The following is a 17,831-nucleotide window of genomic DNA, read 5'->3' as shown; positions in this document are numbered from 1 at the left end:
TCTCTGGATGGTGTGACCTGATGCGCGTTCGGCGGGGTCAGCCGGACGCCGCGACCAGCAGTTGGCCGAAGGCGATGCCGCCGTCGTTGGGCGGCAGCAGACGGGGACGCAGGACGGTGAAGTCCGCCGCTCTCAGGGCTCGTTGGGTCGATTCGAGCAGGACGGCGTTCTGGAAGACCCCGCCGCCGAGAGCCACCACGCCGAGTCCGGTCCGCTGCCGGCACAGTTCCGCGAGGTCGACGGTCAGGGCCGCGACGGCCGCGTGGAAGCGCCCGGCGATCAGCTCCGGCGGAACGCCCGCGCGTACGTCGGAGACCACCGCCCGGATCACCGGGCCGGGGTCGGCGACGATCGGCTCTCCGGCATCGGGCCCGGTCGGCAGCCCGAAGGCGTAGGCGCTTCCGGCGGGCTCCTCCGGCGCCGATCTGGCGAGGCCCTCCAGCGCGATCGCGGCTTCCGCCTCGTACGCCACTTGGTGCCGTACGCCCGCGAGTGAGGCCACCGCGTCGAACAGCCGGCCCATGCTCGATGTCGGCACACAGCCGAAGTCCGTCGCCAACTGGTGTGCCAGCACGTCCCGTTCGTCTGCCGGGCAGGCGGCGACGGCGGGCAGTTTCTCGTCCCAGGGGATCCCGGCGGCGCGCAGATGCGCGAGTGCCATTCGGTACGGCCGCAGCACGCTCGCGTCACCGCCCGCGAGCGGTACGTACGCCAAGTGGGCCGCCCTGCGGTACGACTTGTAGTCGGCGATCAGCGTCTCGCCGCCCCACACCGCGCCGTCGGGGCCGTGGCCGGTGCCGTCGTACGCGAAGCCGATGACGCTCTCGTCGGGGCCGAGACCGTGCTCGCCCATCACGGACGCGATGTGCGCGTGGTGGTGCTGCACGGTGCGTACGGCCCGGCCCTTGGCGTGCGCGCGGGCCCAGTCGCCGGAGCGGTAGCCGGGGTGCGCGTCCGCCACGAGCTGTTCCGGTTCGACACCGGTCAGCAGCCCGAGATGGGCCGCCGTGCGGGTCAGCGCGTCGACCGTGGAGAGGTCGTCCATGTCGCCGATGTGCTGGCTGACCCAGGCGTAGCCGCCCTCGCCGAGCGCGCACGTGTTCTTCAGGTCGGCGCCGGCGGCGAGCAGCGGCGGGATGTCGAAGGGCAGCGCGAGGGGCAGCGGCGCGTAACCGCGCGACCTGCGCAGGGGCAGTTCGGCGCCCGCGACGAACCGGCTGACCGAGTCGTCGCACGGCACCTGGATGGGGCGGTCGTGCCGGAGCCAGGCGTCGGCCAGCGGGGCGAGTTCGGTCAGCGCCTTCGCGTCGTCGGTCACGATGGGCTCGCCGGACCGGTTGCCGGAGGTCATGACGAGTACGTCGGGGCCGGGGGTGTCGTCGCCGATGCCGAGGAGGAGGACGTGCAGCGGGGTGTACGGGAGCAGCACACCGAGGTCCGGGTTACCGGGCGCCACGGCGGCGGCGACGCCGGCGCCCGCCGTCGGGGTACGGCGCGGCAGCAGGACGATCGGCTTTCTGCCACCGCTCAGGAGAGCCCGCTCGTCCTCCCCCGTCGTCACCAGTCGCTCGGCGACGTCGAGGCCCGCGACCATGACGGCGAAGGGCTTGCCGCCGCGCTGCTTACGGCGCCGTAGTTCGGTGACGGCCGCTTCGTCGCGGGCGTCGCAGGCGAGGTGGTAGCCGCCCAGTCCCTTGACCGCGACGATCTTCCCCTCGGCGAGCAACTGCCTTGCGGCGCGCAGCGCTTGGTCGCCGTCGCCGATCACTTCGCCGTTCCCGCCGATGAGTTCGAGACGTGGGCCGCAGGCGTGGCAGGCGATCGGCTGGGCGTGGAAGCGGCGGTCGCGCGGGTCGCCGTACTCCGCGCGGCAGTCGTCGCACATCTCGAACGCCGCCATGGTCGTCGCCGCGCGGTCGTAGGGCAGACCGGTGACGATCGTGAAGCGCGGGCCGCAGTGCGTGCAGGTGATGAAGGGGTGGCGGTAGCGGCGGTCGGCCGGATCGCCCAGTTCGGCCAGACAGTCCTGGCAGGTCGCGGTGTCGGGCGAGACCAGGGTGCGTACCCGGTCGGCCGTGCTGGAGTCCGCGATGACGAACTCCGCTCCCCCGGTGGTTGGTTGATCCGTCACGGACACGGACTCCACGACGGCCAGCGGGGGCGGGTCGGCCTGCAGCCGGCGGCCGAACTCCGCGACCGCGTCGGCGTGGCCCTCCACCTCGGCCACGACGCCGGAGCCGGTGTTGGCCACGGAGCCGGTGAGCGCGAGTGCGGCGGCGGTGACGTAGACGAACGGGCGGAAGCCCACGCCCTGGACGACCCCGCGTACCTCGAACCGCCGCCGTACACGCGGCTGTTGGTTTTCGACGGCTCGGGGCTCGACGGCCTCCGGCAGATAGCCGTCAGTCGCACGGACTCCCGGCTCGTCGGCCTCCGGCTCGCGGGCGCCGCTGCCCATCATCTCCAGGCCCGACAGCGCTTCCGCCGCCTTCTCCGCGTCGATGATCTCCATCGCGAAGCCCATGTGCAGCAGGACCCAGTCGCCGGCGGCCGGGGGCGCGTCGAGCATGCCGACGTTGATACGGCGCCGGGCGCCCTCCACATCCACGAGGGCGAGCTGGTCCGCGTACCCCTCGACGATCTCCACCACTCGCCCGGGGATGCCGAGACACATGATCAGGACCTCCGGGTCCGGGCTGCCGCGGATGCGGATGTGGATGCGGCTTCGGGCGTGGACGCGGGTCCGGCCGCCGACAGCCGCCGGACCAACGCGCGCACCTCCGCCACCGCTCCGGGTACGGCGGCGGCGACGGCCTCACTGAGGCCGATGCCCTCCTCGACGTCGGCGGGGGTGCATCCCACAACGTGGGTGAGCGGAAGCGTACCGCCCAGTTGGCCCAGATTTGACAGGACAGATACCGGATTCATGCCGTGTGCGTCGAATTCACCCGCTCCGAGGTCGTCCGGACCGACCTCCAGAACGGTCAGCTCGCCGGGTGCGCCGCCACCCGGGTACGCGTCGACCAGCACCAGCGCGTCGTACCCGTCGAGCAGGTCGTACGCGAGGTGCATGCCACGGATGCCGTAGTCGACGACCCGGACGCCGCCGGGGAGCGGCGCACCGGGGTCGGCGGCGAGCCGGCGTACGACCTCAGGGCCGAAACCGTCGTCGCCGAGGAAGAGATTGCCGATGCCGGCAACGAGCACGCCTCTGGTCACGTCGCGTCAGTTTCCGCCGGACTGGAGGTTCGGCGCGTCCGGGTCGGTGGGCTTCTGCGGTTTCACCGAGGTGTCCGACTTCTTGTCGGAGCGGCCGGCGGGCCGGTCGGCGGGACCGCCGGAGGGCTGGTCCGACCCGGTGTCGCGCGACCCCTTCGGGCCCCGCTCCTCCTGCGGTTCTTCGTCGTGGTGTCCACGTGCGGTGTCAGTCATCGGATGCTCCTCTCATTCGTGCACGCGCTCACATCGCGCGCATGCGGACGTATCTGCGGATGTCGGGGATCGAGCGCACGCCGACGGCGACGGCGACGACCGCCATGGCGGCGGCCGCACCCGCGGTGACCATTCCGAGGATTCTCACGAGGGGTTCTCCTTCCGGTGTTCCGGTGAATCGGGGGTGCCGGAGGTGCCGGGGATGTCAGGCAGGGGTTCCAGCTCGTCGGGGGCGAAGTAGAAGTAGCGGCCGTACCAGTCGTGCATGTCGGCCGCCGGGTCGTCGACCAGGACGAGGGCGACGTGTACGCCGCCGTCGACGTCCGAGAGCACGGCGGTCACCCGTGCCACCTGGCCCGCGAAGAAGAGGTCCTGCGCGTCGGCGCGGCGGGACGGGTGTACGCGGACGAGGCTGCCCTTGGCGACGGCGACCCCGTCGATCATGACGGCGTCGGAGCCGGGCGACACGGCGGCGTCGGCCGCCGGGTCCCACCAGGGCGCGCCGCCGGTGTCGAAGGGGGCCGGCTCGGCGTCCCGCAGATCGGCAGGCGAGTCAGGCGCATCCACACGCCTGTCGCGCGGGTCGACGTGCGGGGCGGCGTACGGATCAACGAGCGGTTCGACGCGCGGATCGCCGTACGGATCGGCGTGCGGGTCGCTCAGCAGTCCGTGGAGCTGCTGGAGGTCGGCCGGTGACATGGCGTCGCAGCGGTCGATGATCTCGCGGGCGCGTGGATCGGTCGCCCGCGCCTCCGCCTTCTCCACGTCCGTCATGGTCATCACCCGGAGCGTCAGGATCTCGTCGATCTCGGTGGAGTCGAAGAGGGCCCCGGCACTCTGCTCGGCCACCTCCGGGTGGTCGTACAGGATGATCGGCGCGCCGAGCACGGTGTCCGTGCTGCCCTTCGCCCCCGCCAGTACGGGCCAGCAACGGCGCTGCCTGCAGCGGCCGGCGGCGGCGGACGCCTCGGCGGGCGGCTCCAGCAGGGAGACGAACCGCACGCCCCGCGCCCGCAGCAGCAGGTGTGAGCCGATCAGCGAGGCGCGGATCGCCGCGTCCTTGTCGGCGGCCGTCGCCGCGTGTTCGTTGTCGACCGAGACGGTCAGCCGGACGAAGCCGTCGTCGAGGGCGGTCTCGGTACGGACCCGGGCGGCCAGTTCGGCACGGCGGCGGACGATACGGCCCACCGTGACGCCCCGCGCGTCGGTGACCGGCTCGATGTCCTCGCCGCCCGCGACGGTGAGCGGCCGGTCCGTCGGCCGGTCCAACGGGACGCCGCCGAGGGCGATTTCCCGCTCCACGGCCTCGTCCCAGCTGAGCACCGACACACCGTCCACGGTCAGTTCGCCTACGGGGGTGTGGCTGCCGTCCTCCTCCAGCTTCTGCACTTCGCGCACTTGGAGCTGGAGGAAGCGGAGAACCACGGTGACCTGGGCGCTCGCGCCCTCGGGTGTCTCGCCGGGCGGGGTCAGCAGACACTGCATCGCCATGCCCGGCGCCTCGGCGAAGCTCCCGGGCGACGCGTCCGGCGGGCCGAGGACGCCGAACTGCCAGCGCGATCGGTTCTTGTGGGAGCTGGCTCGGTACGGGTAGAGCAGGTAGCCCTCGTACAGGACCGCGTCGGCGATCGTACGGACATGGTCGAGCCCCACCGGGGGAACGACCGGACTGACGGGCGTCGCCGGGGTCATGTGACCACCTCACCGATCTCGTCGGCGGCGGCCCGCGCCCGCGCGTCCGCCAGCACCGTGGTCACCGTCTCGTCCCAGCTGATCAGTCCGCGCCGCTCCCGGAAGTCGGCGAAGCTGGCCAGCACGTCGTGATCCAGCCTGATCCAGCCGGAGTTGGGGAAGTGCGCCGCGATCATCTGCCGCCACACGGCGACCGGCAGCTGATAGCGCGCCTCGCAGTCCCAGGGCACCTGCCGTACGCCGAAGCCCGAACCGCCGCCGCTGCCAGCGCCGTTGCCGCCACCCTTGGTGAAGACGGTGCCCGAGAAGAGCAGGCTGATCGGCACCGTCCCGTCGCCGAGCGCGTGCAGATAGCGGGAGCCGACGACGTCGAAGTCGTAGGTGCAGGGCAGCGCGAGGTCGACCTCGGTGGAGCCGGTGAAGCCCTGCACGGTGGTGTGGCACTGCATCCACTGGAACGGCCGCAGCGTGTCCGACCAGCGCTCGCGCTCCCCGAACAGGCCGCGCAGGGACTCCTGTTCGGCCGGTCCGTAGTGGCGGCGCTGCGGTTCGATACGGACCTGGCAACGCAGCACGATCGCGTGGATCCGCTCGTCCGTGCCGTCCTCGATCCGCAGTCGCGCGGTCAGTTGGGGCGTGGCGCTGTACGGCTCGGCGACGATGTCCTGTACGGAGAACTCCAGCCCCGGGGCTGTCGGACCGCTCATGAGCCATCGCCCCCGGCGCCGACCGGTGCTGACGCTTCGTCAACAACCTTGGTGGGCACGGGAGGCGCGGGCTTGCTTCGGGCCTGGACGTGCGCGAAGAAGGCGTCCATCGCGTCGTGCGCCTCCCGGCCGCCGTCGAAGCCGCGCCACAGTGTGCGCAGTCGCCCGACCAGTTCGTAGCACGCGTCGATCGGGACCAGGTGGCAGGACGCGGCGATCTCGCGCCCTCCGCCGCCGCCACCCGCGTCGGTGCGGCGTACGAGCAGCGCCTCGACGTCCGGCCGCAGCACGGCCAGTTCGGGGTTGGCCTCGACGATGGTCGACCACGCGTCGAGGGGCAGCTCCGACTCGGTGGCCCCGGCCGGGCCGGGGTAGAAGGCGATGGTGCGGTCCTGCAGGGAGTTGCGGAAGAGGAAGGCCAGACCCACCGGAATCTGCAGCTCGTCCCAGGTGCGCGCGTCCAACGGGAGCCCGTCGAAGCGCAGATACCGGTCGGGGACCGCGCGGTAGCGCAGTTGCGCGCCGTCGTCCGTGAACAGGAGATAGCAGGCGCGGCAGCCGCACATCAGGCTGCGGCTCTCCAGGTTCACCACATGCTGGTGCTCCTCGCCGATCGGCGCGGCGCACATCTCGCAGCGCTCACCGACGACCGGCTCGGGCCGGTTGCGGCTGACCCGCAGCAGCGCGGCGACCGGGGACGCGGCGCGGCCCTGGGGCACGGTGCGGCGGCCCGTGGGCGCGCTCATGTCGCGGCCACGGGCGTGGCCGGTACGGCGACCGAGACCGACGCCCCGTCCGCGAGCAGCGGCAACGGGTCCAGATGCGCCCCGTCGGCCTCCGCGTCGAGGCAGGCACCGGCCCGCCGTACGTCGTAGTGCGCGTGGCAGGCGGAGCAGCGCAGCACCCCGTCGCCCGAGCCGCCGCCGAGCCGGCGGGCCAGGGTGGCGCCCTCCATCGGGCGCTCGCACCGGGCGCACCGGTCGCGGAAGGCGAACAGGTCGGGGCCGATCCGGCAGGCCACCACCGGCAGGCCACCGGCGGTGAAGCGCTCCACGCCGCCGGACTCCAGAGCGAGCAGGGCGGGGACCGACTCCCATGTCGCGCCCGCGTCCACGCCGGCGTTGCCGGGGTCCGCGTCGTGTAGCCGGGAGAAGAGGGCGTCCACGGGCACCAGCGGTCCCGCGGCCTCGGCCGCGGCCCCCTGGGCGGGCTCGACCTCGATCGTGGTGATCTCCGGCGCCGCCGCCTCGACCGCGCCCTGTACGGCGAGTTCGAGGGTGGCGGAGGAGGACGGGCAGCCGTCACAACTGCCCAACAGCCGCAGCCGTACGGCTCCTTCGTCCGTGATGCCCAGGAGCTCGACGTCACCGCCGTGCGAGCCGAGGTACGGCCGTACGCTGTCCAGCGCGTTCTCGACGCGTGTCGCCACGCTGTACGGGTGCAGTCCGTGCACCAGCAGCACGCTGGCCACCAGGTCGTCGTCGGCGAGGGCGGCGAGGATCTTGTCGTCCAGCCGCCCGTGCTCGTGGACGAGGTCGAGGAGGCGTTCGAGGCCGGCGCCGTAGAAGTCGGTGACGAGCCGTACCAGTTCCTCGCTGCGCTCGCGGGCCACGACACCGCCGGCCGCGCTGGCGGCGATCAGGGTGTCGATACGCTCTCCGGTCGCCCGCCACGCCTCGGACGCCTCGGACGCCTCGGACGACTCGGTCGCCTCGGGCGCCTTGGACGACGCCTCGGTCACTTCGGTCACGTCACTCACTGCCCGCGGACTGCGTGGGCGAGTGCAGCAGCTCCAGCTTCTTGCCCTCACCGAGATACATGTGCACGCCGCAGGGCAGACAGGGGTCGAAGCTGCGGACCGTACGCATGATGTCGATGCCCTTGAAGTTCTCCCGGTCGTTCTCCTCGAAGATCGGCTGGCCCTGCACCGCGTCCTCGTAGGGCCCCGGCGTCCCGTAGGTGTCACGCGGGCTCGCGTTCCACGGGGTCGGCGGGTACGGGTGGTAGTTGGCGATCTTGCCGTCCTTGATCACCATGTGGTGCGAGAGCACACCGCGTACGGCCTCGGTGAAGCCGCAGCCGACGGCCTCCTCCGGGACCTCGAACTTCTCCCACGTCTTGGTGCGGCCGGCCCGGATCTCCACGAGCGCCTTCTCGGCGAAGTGCAGGGCGCAGGCCGCCGCGTACGCCTGGAAGTAGGTCCGCGCCCGGTTGCGCTCGATGGTGTTGCTCCAGCGCGGGACGTGCCACTCCAGCTCGACCGGGCCCTTGAGCGCGGTCTTGGGGAGGTTGATCTTCACGCTGTTGCCGGTGGCCTGGATGTAGCCGATGTCGACGAGACCGGCTAGCGCGGTGACCCACAGCCGGGCGAGCGGGCCGCCGCCGGTGTCGAGCGCGAGGTAGTCCTTGCCGTCGAACCAGCGCGGCGACATGACCCAGCTGTACTTGTCGCCGAGGTCGCGCTTCTGCGGCTGCGGGTTGGTGTGCTGGTTCCACGGGTGCCGCTTGTCGACCGGGTTGCCGAGCGGGTCGTGGGTCACGAACATCTCCTGCTCGTCCCAGTCGTTGTAGTACGACGAGCCGAGCAGGATGCGGATGCCGAGGTTGATCTTCACCAGGTCCGTGGTGACGAGCTTGCCGTCCACGACGACACCGGGGGTCACGTACATCTTCCGACCCCAGTCGGTCATGTCCTTGTACTCGAAGTTGCAGTGCTCCGGGTCCTGGAAGGAGCCCCAGCAGCCGAGCAGGATCCGGCGGTTGCCGACCTGCTCGTAGCCGGGCAGCGCCTCGTAGAAGAAGTCGAAGAGGTCGTCGTGCATGGGCACGACCTTCTTCATGAACTCCACGTAGCGCTGGAGCCGGGTGATGTAGTCCGTCATGAGCTGGATGGTCGCCACCGTGCCCACCCCGCCGGGGTAGAGCGTGGAGGGGTGCACATGGCGGCCCTCCATGAGGCAGAACATCTCGCGGGTCATCCGGCTGACCTGAAGGGCCTCGCGGTAGAACTCGCCCGTGAAGGGGTTCAGCGACCGCATGATGTCGCCGATGGTCTTGTACCCGTGGTCCTCCGCGTGGGGCGACGCGGTGCGGTTTGCCTGTTCGAGTACGCCGGGATTGGTCTCGGCGACCATTTTCTCGCAGTAGTCGACCCCGACCAGATTCTCCTGGAAGATGTTGTGGTCGAACATGTACTCGGCGGCCTCGCCGAGATTCACGATCCACTCACCGAGGTGCGGCGGCTTCACGCCGTACGCCATGTTCTGCGCGTAACAGGAACAGGTGGCGTGGTTGTCACCGCAGATTCCGCAGATCCGGCTGGTGATGAAGTGGGCGTCGCGCGGGTCCTTGCCCTTCATGAAGACCGAATAGCCGCGGAAGATCGAGCTGGTGCTGTGGCACTCGGCGACGACCTTCTGCTTGAAGTCGATCTTCGTGTAGATACCCAGACTCCCGACGATTCGGGTGATGGGATCCCACGCCATCTCCACCAGTTCGTCTTTTCCCTGGCTCGTCGCCGTCATGGGTCCGCCTCTTCTTTCCGTTTCGCGATGTCGTGGAGCGGTGAATTGCCAGGTGCTGCCGGGTGGTTACCAGCCGAGAGCCCCATCGGCCGCCGGATCGGTGGCCGATGGGGCATTCTCCGGATTACCAGTTGCGGGTGGCGCCGGTGGTGAGTTCCTTGCCGCGCTTACGCCACTTCGGCTCGCGGTCGAGGGTGTGGGTGGTGATGTGGCGCAGGCGCCGCATCGTCGCCCCGTACAGGCCGACGGCATTCGTGGAGAGCTTCCCGCCCGGGGGCTCGTCCATGAACGGCATGAATTTGTCGGGGAATCCGGGCATGGTGCAGCCGATACAGATACCGCCGACGTTGGGGCAGCCGCCGATGCCGTTCATCCAGCCGCGCTTGGGCACGTTGCACTTCACGGTCGGACCCCAGCAGCCCAGCTTCACGATGCACTTGGGCGAGCCGTACTCCGTGGCGAAGTCGCCCTGCTCGTAGTAGCCGGCCCGGTCGCAGCCCTCGTGCACGGTCTGGCCGAATAGCCAGGTCGGACGCAGTTCGTCGTCGAGGGGGATCATCGGGGCCTGGTCGGTGGCCATGTAGAGCAGATAGGTGAGCGTCTCGGAGAGGTTGTCCGGCTGGATGGGGCAGCCGGGGACGCACACGATGGGGATCCCGGCCTTGGACTTCCAGTCCCAGCCCAGGTAGTCCGGCACGCCCATGGCGCCGGTGGGGTTGCCCGCCATGGCGTGGATGCCGCCGTACGTGGCGCAGGTGCCGACCGCGACGACCGCCGTGGCCTTGGGCGTCAGCCGGTCGAGCCACTCGCTGGTGGTCATGGGCTGGCCGGTCGCCGGGTCGTTGCCGAAGCCCGACCAGTAACCCTCGTCGTGCAGCTTCTCGTTGGGAATCGAGCCTTCGACGACCAGGACGAAAGGCTCCAGCTCCCCGCGGTCCGCCTTGAAGAACCACTCCAGGAAGTCGTCGGCGCCGCCGTTGGGGCCGCATTCGAAATCGATCAGCGGCCAGTGGACGGCGATCTGCGGAAGGCCGGGCAGCGCGCCGAGTGCGATTTCCTCGATGCTGGGCTGGGTCGCGGCGGTCAGTGCGACCGAGTCCCCGTCACAGCTCAGTCCGGCATTGATCCACAGCACGTGAATCAGCGTGTCCTCGGCTTTTTTCGCCGCTTCTGTCGGCATAGCACCGCTGCCTTCCGGGATTGGTCCACCCGATACCCACGAATCTCATGGGTGTGGCGTCGCTCACATTGCTACCATCTAGGATCGGCCCGAGCGTTCTGTCAACACGAGTTTCGTCCGGGCGGCCCTACCTGTTTCGCCCGGCCGGGGCTGGGCCAATTGGGTGACTTGGGAAAGGCCGGCCAGTCGATGCATGAATTGTCGATCACGCAGAGCATTGTCGACGCGGTATGCGAGCGCGCCGCCGGAAGGCCGGTGCATACCGTCAGTGTCCGGGTGGGAATGCTGACCGCGGTGGTGCCCGACTCCATGCGCTTCTGCTTCGATCTGACCACCGCGGGCACGGTCGCGGCGGGCGCGACGCTCGAAATCGAGCAACCTCCGGGAACGGCGCGCTGCCGGGCGTGTTCGGAGGACTTCACCCTGGCGGATCTTGTATTGCTGTGTCCGTGCGGGAGCGCCGATGTGGAGATCACGTCGGGCCAGGAACTACAGATCATCTCCATGAGAGTGGGCTGACCTATGTGCGGTACGTGCGGTTGCTCGGACGGAAGCGCGGGGGGCGGCGGGACGCGAGTCGCCGTGCCCCACACCCACCCGCACGACGGCGATCCCGGCCACGGCCACGGCCACGATCACGGCCACGACGAACACCACGGTCACGCCCGGCCGACCGCGATCCGCGGGGCGGCGGACGGCGGCGAGACCATCACCCTCGAACAGCGGGTCCTCGCCAAGAACGAGGACCTGGCGACCCGTAACCGCGCCTGGCTCGCCGAACAGGGCATCGTGGCGGTGAACCTGATGAGTTCGCCCGGCGCCGGCAAGACCACTCTCCTCGAACGCACCATCAGGGACTTCGTCGGCCACCGCCCGGTCGCGGTCATCGAGGGCGACCAGGAGACGATGCTCGACGCCGAGCGGATCAAGCGCGCCGGCAGCACCGTCGTCCAGGTCAACACGGGCGCGGGATGCCATCTCGACGCGGAGATGATGCGGGACGCGCTCACGACCCTGACGCCGGAGTCCGGATCGCTCGTCCTGGTCGAGAACGTCGGCAATCTGGTCTGCCCCGCCCTCTTCGACCTCGGCGAGCGCAGCCGGGTCGTGATCATCTCGGTCACCGAGGGCACGGACAAGCCGCTCAAGTACCCCTATATGTTCGCAGCCGCGGACCTGGTGATCATCAACAAGATCGACCTCCTGCCGTACGTCGACTTCGACATGGCCCGCTGCGAGGAGTACGCCCGCTCCGTCAACCCGGGCCTGCGGCTGCTCGCCGTGTCGGCGACCACCGGTGAGGGGATGCGGGACTGGTACGACTGGATCGCCGAGCAGTACTGAGCGGGCTCACGCGCGGGGTCGCGAGCCGCTATCTGGCCCTGACGGCGACCTCCGTCAAGGACAGCGGGTTCGTCGGGGACGCGAGCTGGACGCGTACGTAGCGGCCTTTCGCCCCGGCGAGTTCGACGCTCGTCGGGCGCCCCGCCCGGTCCTCGCGGTGGACGGCGGTCACACCCGGTGCGGTGCGCGCCTCCTCCAGTGAGTCCGAGGTGAACGGGGTGTCGGAGACCAGCACCCAGTAGTCCGCGAGGCGTTCCGCGCAGCAGTCGGTGCGGTTCCAGATCTCGACGGTGTCGATGGTGTGGGACCGCTCCAGATCGACCTGCCACCACGCCTCGCGGGAGGGTTCCGCGGTGTGGGTCGTGGTGTTGTCGCGCAGATAGTCCCCCGCGGTGTTCCCGTCCACCGCGCGGCCGGCGACCCCGTCCCACGCCGTGCTCGACTGGGTCGCCGTCCTGCCGCGCGCCACATTGGGCAGTACGACCTCGACGTGGCTGGTGAGTTCGAGTACCTTCCGTCCGCCGCCGGTCACGACCGCTTCGAGTGCGGCCGGGCCGGTCCCGGTCTCCGTCGGCACGGACACGGGGGCCGAGACGGTGTGGGTGCGGCCCGCCCCCAGGCCGCTGAACTTCGCTCCCCCGCCCGTGGTCCACCCGGCGGGCGCCCGCAGCGCGAGGGTGCCGTGCGCCGCGGTCCGGCCGAGGTTCGTCACCTGGACCGGGACGTCCGTCACCGTGCCGACGGTGAGCCGGGCCGGCGGCCGGGCCCAGGAGACGACGCTTCCGGTGGGGGCGACGAGCAGCGCGTCGAGGCGTAGCCCGAGGTCCTCGCCCGCGTGGTCCGGCCGCGCGAGGGTGAGGGTTACGGGGGTGACCTGGCCGGGTCGTACGGTGAAGGGGCCGGCGGCCTCGCGGGTCAGGTCCTCGCCCTTCACCAGCCGGGCCCGTGAACCGACCTGGAGGCGGTAGAGCGCGTCCGGGCGGGCCTCTCCCCGTACCGCCAGCGACACTTGCCCGGCGTGGTCGGCGGTGACGTACGCGGTGTGACGCACGGTGGTCCGCCGGGTGGTGGGGTAGCTGCCGTCGTCGGCGTAGCTGTAGCCCTGCTCGATGTCCGCCGCGCCGAGGGCGACGGCCCCGTCGCGGCCGAGGGAGACGGTGCTCGGCGGGATGATCCGCAGCTCGCCGCCGAGTTCGACCTTGACCACGGGGAGCACCTGGTCGCGTGGTGTCTCCGGCAGCGTGACGACGAGGTCGTCTCCGTCCTTCCGCCAGTCGAGCCGTTCCGCCGCTCCGTCCTCGCGGGCCTCCCGTACGGAGGTGGCCAGGCCGGGCAGGCGCAGTTCACCCGTCTCCGGCCAGTCGGTGACGTGCAGGAACAGGTCGCGTCCCTTGACCGTCACCTCGCCCCAGGGCTGTCCGCCGAAGCGGGTGGCGGACGCGTCGAGCACGGCGTCGGGGTGGCGGGCGAGCCAGTCGCCCATGCCGCGCAGGACGTCCGCCTCGAACTCGACGACCGAACCGTCGCCGCGTGGGCCGATGTTGAGCAGATAGTTGCCGCCACGGGCCCGTACGCCGGTGAGTCCAACAACGAGGTCCCGAATCTTGCCGGGCAGGTCGTCGCGGACCTGCCAGCTCCGGTAGCCCCAGGTGTCGTGGTAGATCGACGCGGGGGTCTGCCAGGCGCCGTCGAGTGCCACGGAGGGAATCTCGTTGTCGCCGAGGGTGCGGAAGTCGCCCTTGTTGTTCCACACCCTGCTGTTGACCGCCGCTTTCGGCTGGAGTTCGCGGACGATGCCGGCGAACTCCTCGCTCTGTGTGTCGGTGGGTGACGACATGTCGAACCACACCTCGGCGATGTCGCCGTAGTCGGTCATCAGCTCGCGGATCTGCGCCTTGATCACGGGTTCCATCGAGGCGGGTATCGGATTGTTGTTGCCACCGTCGAAGTCATGGCCCTGGTGCCAGTCCACCAGGGAGAAGTAGAAGCCGAACTTCAGTCCCTGGCTCCGGCATTCGTCGGCGAGCGCCTTCAGGGGGTCTTTGCCGTACGGGGTCGCGTCCGTCACGTCGTAGTCGGTGGTGGCGGTGTCGAACATGGAGAAGCCGTCGTGGTGCTTGCTGGTGATGACGACGTAGCGCATACCGGCGCGCTTGGCGAGCGAGCAGATCTCGGCGGGGTCGAAACGGTCGGGCCGGAAGCGGGCGGCGACGTCCAGATACTCCTCCTCGGAGATGTCGGCCCACATCTGGATCTGCTCGCTGTACCCGGAGGTGACCGGTTCGCCCTTCCAGACGCCGCCCAGCTCGGAGAAGAGACCCCAGTGGATGAACATCCCGAACTGGAGCCGCTGCCAGGCCGCGAGGTCTTCGTCGGCGCTGAGGTCGATCGCGCCCGGTATGCCGCGGACGGACGGCCCGTCGGGCCGGTCCGTCGGGGTGGCGACCGCCGCGGGCGGGCTCGTCGCCACCGCCCCGGCCGCGAGCAGCAACGCGAGCACGACGCCGATCACCTTGCGCATTCCGACACTCCTCCGCGAGCGATCCCGTGGATACATCCGACCCCGAAGGCCCAATTGGGTACTTTGCGCCCAGATTTGACCACCGACCGAACCAACACATCGGATGTTAGAGGTGAGCTGGCCGCCCGTCACCCCCTCCGACGCGACAGGTTCACCACTGTCGATCGAATTCGAAAAGAAAACGACTCACCCGCGCGAAAAGGGAAGGCGATATTCGAATCGAGTTTCGAACTCAGGGACGAGAGATGCCCTTTGGCGCATCCGAGGAAATCTGACTTTGCATGAGGGGCTATTCAGGACGGCCGCGGAGTGACACACGGTACGGTCATTTCAGCTCCCGGTAAGGAGCCCGCCCCGGGGAATGGATACCAGCCAGAACCCAGGGTGCGAAGCGATCAAAAGCGGAGAACTGATGCTTGACCAATTTCGCCGAGGTTGGATAGATCCGTCCTCCGGGCAATCGCACGATATCAGTGCGCTCAGCATTTCCGCAGCGATTCCCGGTCGGCCGGCGGACCAGCACAGCCTTCTCGGCCTCGCCGCCTTTGTTCAGCTGCACCGGCCCGACTATCTCCGCTACGCACAGGCGAGACTGGTCGACGAGACCGCGAGCCGGGCCGCCGTCGAGGCGACCATCACCGCCGTCGGCGGCCGGTGGAGCGACCTTCTGCGGAACGCCCGTCCCACGGCCGACGCGTGGCGGCAACTGCGCGCGCAGATCCAGGCCGCGAGCCCCGGTGCCGGAGGAGCCGGAGGAGCCGGAGGAGCCGGAGGGCAGGATCCGGCCGTCGCGCGACTGTACGACACCCTCCCCCAGGACCACGCGGACATCGCTCTGCTGAGGTGGCGGCTGTTCATGACCGCCGCGGCCATCGCCGATCTGATGGGCATCGAACCGCCGGCGGTGGCCGCGTCCCTTCTGACCGTCCAGCGGCAACTCTCCCCCACGACACTCCAACAACTGAGGCAACACACTTCTCGTCCGTGACGCACGTCCAACTCCGGGGCGCGAACGGCCACATGTCGCGCGCCCGGTTCGCGCCACCCTTCGCCATCATCACCCCGCGAAGTGGTGGTGCGCCTTGGGCCGCCCTCCTAGGATGGGTTCGTATTCCCTGGCGAGATCGGGGCTCGAACCGGGAGGAGTCTGTCCCTTGGCGGACAACAGGCGTGTCGATTTATCCGTTCCCAGTGCGGCGCGAATGTACGACTGGCTGCTGGGCGGCCATTACAACTACGAGGTCGACCAGCAGGCGTCCGAGCAGCTTCTGAAGGTCGCACCGACCACGAAGGAACTCGCCCGGAACAACCGCTGGTTCCTGGAACGTGTGGTGCGCGTGATGGCCGAGGAGCACGGAATTCGGCAGTTCGTCGATTTCGGCTCCGGTCTGCCGACGCAGAACAACGTCCATCAGATCGCCCAGGCCGTGGACCCCCGGTCACATGTCGTCTATGTCGACGACGACCCCGTTGTCCTCGCGCACGGTCAGGCTGTCTTCGACGAGAACGACCAGAGCGTGGTCATCGCGTCGGACATGCTGGAGACCGACCACATCCTGGAGCACGCCGACTTCAAGCGGCTCATCGACCTCGATCAGCCGGTCGGTGTCCTCTTCAACTCCGTCCTGCACTGCATCCCCGACAGCGCCGGACCGGGCGACCTGGTCACACGTGTCGTGGACCGCCTGCGGCCCGGCAGCTTCGTGGTGATCTGCCAACTGGTCAGCGACGACGCCGAACTGCGGCGCCAGGTGACGGAGATGATGCTGGAGCAGACCCACGGCCGCTGGGGCCAGGTCCGCGAACGGGCGGAGGTGGACCGGTACTTCGACGGTCTGCTGATTCAGCCGCCCGGTCTGGTCGATGTCACGGACTGGCGTCCGAACTCCGAACTGCAGCAACGGCAGCGCAGCATCGAATGGACGGAGTACGGCGGTCTGGCCGAGGTGCCGGCGAAGGTGGCGCCGAGCCGGCCGGGCACGGTTCCTAGTCCTCGTACCGCTTGACGGCGTCCCGCAGTATGGCCCGGCTGTCCCGCCATGAGGCGGCCGCCTCATGGCTGAGGCGCAGCATCAGCTCCACCCGGCGTTCCACCTCGTCCGGCTTGACGTAGTACGTCGCGTCGTCGTCCCCCTCGACATACACCATGGCGGGTGGACCGAGGGGGCCGAAGCGCAGGTGCGCCATGGAGCCGTGGTTGGACACGACGCTGCTGTTCAGCGGGACGAACTGAATGCTGACACCGGGCCGGTCGCTGTAGTCCAGGAGCTTGCGCAGTTGCTCGGCCATGGTCTGTCGGGTGCCGACCTGGCGGAGCAGTACGGACTGGTCGAGGAGGAACTTCCCCCTGGGCGGCTCGGGCTGCTCGAAGAACCGCCGCTGGCGCTCCGCCCGCAGCTCGACACGCTGCTCCACCTGGTCGCCCTCGGAGACGCGGAGGCCGTCGCTGATGATCTGCCGCGCGTACGCGGCGGTCTGGAGGAGCCCGGGTGCGATCCGGGCTTCGTAGGTGCAGAAGTACACGGCGTCGGACTCCAGCGCGATCAGCCGCTGCATCCACGAGGCCGCGTAGTCCGCGTAGCGGTCGAACCACTCCGGTTCCAGGGCGCGTTGGGCGAGGCGCCTCAGCTGGGCGCGCTCGGTCGCGTTCGCCCCGTACTTGGCGGCGAGGACTTCGACGTCCCGCAGATCCGGCGGGCTCAACGCCCGTTCGAGCCGACTCACCTTGGAAACCGAGGCGTTGATCAATTTCCCCGAGCGGGTGGCGGTGAGATTACGCGCCTCACGCATTCTGCGCAGTTCCGCGCCGAGCACGATACCGGCCGCTGTCGGATTGAGACCCGGTCGAAGGAAAACGGGGCCGTAAAGCGGGACCGGGCTATCAGGTTGCTGGGACACGCGTGCTCCGTTCATGAATAAGCGTGGCTCATCATGGCACGGCGAAGCACGCGTGTCCCACCGAACTGGCATTCAAACCAGACCAGTTGAACTACAGGGTGTCGAACTCGCCTTTCCTCGCACCGTCCAGGAAGGCTTCCATCTCAGGCGCCTCGAAGATCAGCGCCGGCCCGTCGGGATCGGTCGAGTTGCGCATCGCCACCTTACCGCCCGGCAGGGAGGCGAGTTCGACGCACTGACCGTTGGCCGAACTCTTCTCGCTCTTGATCCAGTCCGCCGTGATGGAACCCGCGGAGACACCGTTGCGATATCCGTCCATACGCTTCTCCCTGGCTGTGTGTACGAAAGAAACCGACTTCTTGTCGACCCCCTGTCGACTTCCCGTCCTCTCGGCGATGAAGCCGCAGACAGGGGGCCCGTGCAATCCCGTCATGCAATTGCACGGGCAGGAACACGGCGATGGTAGACCGGGACACTCGAACGGAGCTGTCCCCCTGAAGAGTGATCGCGAAGTAGCGCCGAGCGCGGCATCA

At 69.5% G+C, this 17,831-nt stretch carries 17 protein-coding genes; 4 read left to right on the top strand and 13 right to left on the bottom strand.

The window, feature by feature from the left end:
* Positions 1 to 37: 37 nt before the first annotated feature.
* From hypF to ACFUN8_RS05300, 10 genes are all read right to left on the bottom strand, one after another.
* Positions 38 to 2,674: a carbamoyltransferase HypF gene (hypF, locus tag ACFUN8_RS05345; RefSeq protein ID WP_383631725.1), complete on the bottom strand. Its 2,637-nt coding sequence runs from the start codon at positions 2,672 to 2,674 to the stop codon at positions 38 to 40.
* A gap of 2 nt (positions 2,675 to 2,676) precedes the next feature.
* The gene (locus ACFUN8_RS05340; RefSeq protein ID WP_383631722.1) at positions 2,677 to 3,219 is read right to left on the bottom strand and encodes a hydrogenase maturation protease; all 543 of its coding nucleotides are present in this window, start codon (positions 3,217 to 3,219) and stop codon (positions 2,677 to 2,679) included.
* 6 nt (positions 3,220 to 3,225) lie between these two features.
* Complete coding sequence (locus ACFUN8_RS05335; RefSeq protein ID WP_383631719.1) at positions 3,226 to 3,432, bottom strand: hypothetical protein; 207 nt, start codon at positions 3,430 to 3,432, stop codon at positions 3,226 to 3,228.
* Between the two features lie 28 nt (positions 3,433 to 3,460).
* Positions 3,461 to 3,580, bottom strand: coding sequence for a DUF6893 family small protein (locus ACFUN8_RS05330; RefSeq protein ID WP_381963171.1), 120 nt, complete (start codon positions 3,578 to 3,580; stop codon positions 3,461 to 3,463).
* Positions 3,577 to 5,124, bottom strand: a complete 1,548-nt coding sequence (locus ACFUN8_RS05325) for a hypothetical protein (RefSeq protein WP_383631716.1) — start codon at positions 5,122 to 5,124, stop codon at positions 3,577 to 3,579. Before ACFUN8_RS05325 ends, ACFUN8_RS05330 begins: the two co-directional genes overlap by 4 nt.
* Entirely contained in the window at positions 5,121 to 5,831 is a 711-nt protein-coding gene (locus tag ACFUN8_RS05320) for a DUF6084 family protein (protein WP_383631713.1), read from the bottom strand. Before ACFUN8_RS05320 ends, ACFUN8_RS05325 begins: the two co-directional genes overlap by 4 nt.
* A complete protein-coding gene (locus ACFUN8_RS05315) occupies positions 5,828 to 6,577 on the bottom strand; it encodes a DUF5947 family protein (protein WP_383631710.1) in 750 nt (249 codons plus the stop codon). Before ACFUN8_RS05315 ends, ACFUN8_RS05320 begins: the two co-directional genes overlap by 4 nt.
* Complete coding sequence (locus ACFUN8_RS05310; RefSeq protein ID WP_383631707.1) at positions 6,574 to 7,581, bottom strand: NifU family protein; 1,008 nt, start codon at positions 7,579 to 7,581, stop codon at positions 6,574 to 6,576. The genes ACFUN8_RS05315 and ACFUN8_RS05310 overlap by 4 nt, the downstream gene beginning before the upstream one ends.
* A 1-nt stretch (position 7,582) precedes the next feature.
* On the bottom strand, positions 7,583 to 9,355 hold the full coding sequence (locus tag ACFUN8_RS05305) for a nickel-dependent hydrogenase large subunit (protein ID WP_382566483.1): 1,773 nt from the start codon (positions 9,353 to 9,355) through the stop codon (positions 7,583 to 7,585).
* Between the two features lie 124 nt (positions 9,356 to 9,479).
* Positions 9,480 to 10,535: a hydrogenase expression protein HypE gene (locus ACFUN8_RS05300; protein ID WP_069626194.1), complete on the bottom strand. Its 1,056-nt coding sequence runs from the start codon at positions 10,533 to 10,535 to the stop codon at positions 9,480 to 9,482.
* A gap of 198 nt (positions 10,536 to 10,733) precedes the next feature.
* Here ACFUN8_RS05300 and ACFUN8_RS05295 point away from each other — a divergent pair, with 198 nt between their 5' ends.
* Entirely contained in the window at positions 10,734 to 11,054 is a 321-nt protein-coding gene (locus tag ACFUN8_RS05295; RefSeq protein ID WP_383631702.1) for a hydrogenase maturation nickel metallochaperone HypA, read from the top strand.
* A 63-nt stretch (positions 11,055 to 11,117) separates the two neighbouring features.
* Positions 11,118 to 11,879, top strand: a complete 762-nt coding sequence (gene hypB / locus ACFUN8_RS05290; protein WP_383631699.1) for a hydrogenase nickel incorporation protein HypB — start codon at positions 11,118 to 11,120, stop codon at positions 11,877 to 11,879.
* A gap of 28 nt (positions 11,880 to 11,907) precedes the next feature.
* On the opposite strand, the gene ACFUN8_RS05285 is transcribed toward hypB, so the two are convergent.
* Positions 11,908 to 14,400 carry an alpha-L-fucosidase gene (locus ACFUN8_RS05285; RefSeq protein WP_383631696.1) on the bottom strand — a complete coding sequence of 831 codons (2,493 nt, stop codon included), beginning with the start codon at positions 14,398 to 14,400 and terminating at the stop codon, positions 11,908 to 11,910.
* 361 nt (positions 14,401 to 14,761) lie between these two features.
* Between ACFUN8_RS05285 and ACFUN8_RS05280 the strand changes: the two genes are divergently transcribed.
* Positions 14,762 to 15,388, top strand: coding sequence for a hypothetical protein (locus tag ACFUN8_RS05280; RefSeq protein WP_383631693.1), 627 nt, complete (start codon positions 14,762 to 14,764; stop codon positions 15,386 to 15,388).
* Positions 15,389 to 15,554: 166 nt separating this feature from the next.
* The gene (locus ACFUN8_RS05275) at positions 15,555 to 16,406 is read left to right on the top strand and encodes an SAM-dependent methyltransferase (protein ID WP_383631690.1); all 852 of its coding nucleotides are present in this window, start codon (positions 15,555 to 15,557) and stop codon (positions 16,404 to 16,406) included.
* Here ACFUN8_RS05275 and ACFUN8_RS05270 read toward each other — a convergent pair.
* On the bottom strand, positions 16,387 to 17,313 hold the full coding sequence (locus ACFUN8_RS05270) for a helix-turn-helix domain-containing protein (protein WP_383631687.1): 927 nt from the start codon (positions 17,311 to 17,313) through the stop codon (positions 16,387 to 16,389). The genes ACFUN8_RS05275 and ACFUN8_RS05270 overlap by 20 nt on opposite strands.
* A 76-nt stretch (positions 17,314 to 17,389) precedes the next feature.
* On the bottom strand, positions 17,390 to 17,617 hold the full coding sequence (locus tag ACFUN8_RS05265) for a DUF397 domain-containing protein (protein ID WP_383631684.1): 228 nt from the start codon (positions 17,615 to 17,617) through the stop codon (positions 17,390 to 17,392).
* Positions 17,618 to 17,831: the final 214 nt, after the last annotated feature.

This window comes from Streptomyces sp. NPDC057307 (genome assembly GCF_042667665.1).
Lineage (GTDB): Bacteria > Actinomycetota > Actinomycetes > Streptomycetales > Streptomycetaceae > Streptomyces.
This window is presented reverse-complemented; position numbering and strand designations above follow the sequence as displayed.

Excerpts from the sequence above, each read along its gene's own strand:
- ACFUN8_RS05335 (WP_383631719.1), bottom strand. The coding sequence starts at position 3,432 with ATGACTGACACCGCACGTGGACACCACGACGAAGAACCGCAGGAGGAG.
- ACFUN8_RS05285 (WP_383631696.1), bottom strand. The coding sequence starts at position 14,400 with ATGCGCAAGGTGATCGGCGTCGTGCTCGCGTTGCTGCTCGCGGCCGGG.
- hypF (WP_383631725.1), bottom strand. The coding sequence starts at position 2,674 with ATGTGTCTCGGCATCCCCGGGCGAGTGGTGGAGATCGTCGAGGGGTAC.
- ACFUN8_RS05280 (WP_383631693.1), top strand. The coding sequence starts at position 14,762 with ATGGATACCAGCCAGAACCCAGGGTGCGAAGCGATCAAAAGCGGAGAA.
- ACFUN8_RS05305 (WP_382566483.1), bottom strand. The coding sequence starts at position 9,355 with ATGACGGCGACGAGCCAGGGAAAAGACGAACTGGTGGAGATGGCGTGG.
- ACFUN8_RS05270 (WP_383631687.1), bottom strand. The coding sequence starts at position 17,313 with ATGAACGGAGCACGCGTGTCCCAGCAACCTGATAGCCCGGTCCCGCTT.
- ACFUN8_RS05315 (WP_383631710.1), bottom strand. The coding sequence starts at position 6,577 with ATGAGCGCGCCCACGGGCCGCCGCACCGTGCCCCAGGGCCGCGCCGCG.
- ACFUN8_RS05265 (WP_383631684.1), bottom strand. The coding sequence starts at position 17,617 with ATGGACGGATATCGCAACGGTGTCTCCGCGGGTTCCATCACGGCGGAC.
- ACFUN8_RS05325 (WP_383631716.1), bottom strand. The coding sequence starts at position 5,124 with ATGACCCCGGCGACGCCCGTCAGTCCGGTCGTTCCCCCGGTGGGGCTC.
- ACFUN8_RS05300 (WP_069626194.1), bottom strand. The coding sequence starts at position 10,535 with ATGCCGACAGAAGCGGCGAAAAAAGCCGAGGACACGCTGATTCACGTG.
- ACFUN8_RS05320 (WP_383631713.1), bottom strand. The coding sequence starts at position 5,831 with ATGAGCGGTCCGACAGCCCCGGGGCTGGAGTTCTCCGTACAGGACATC.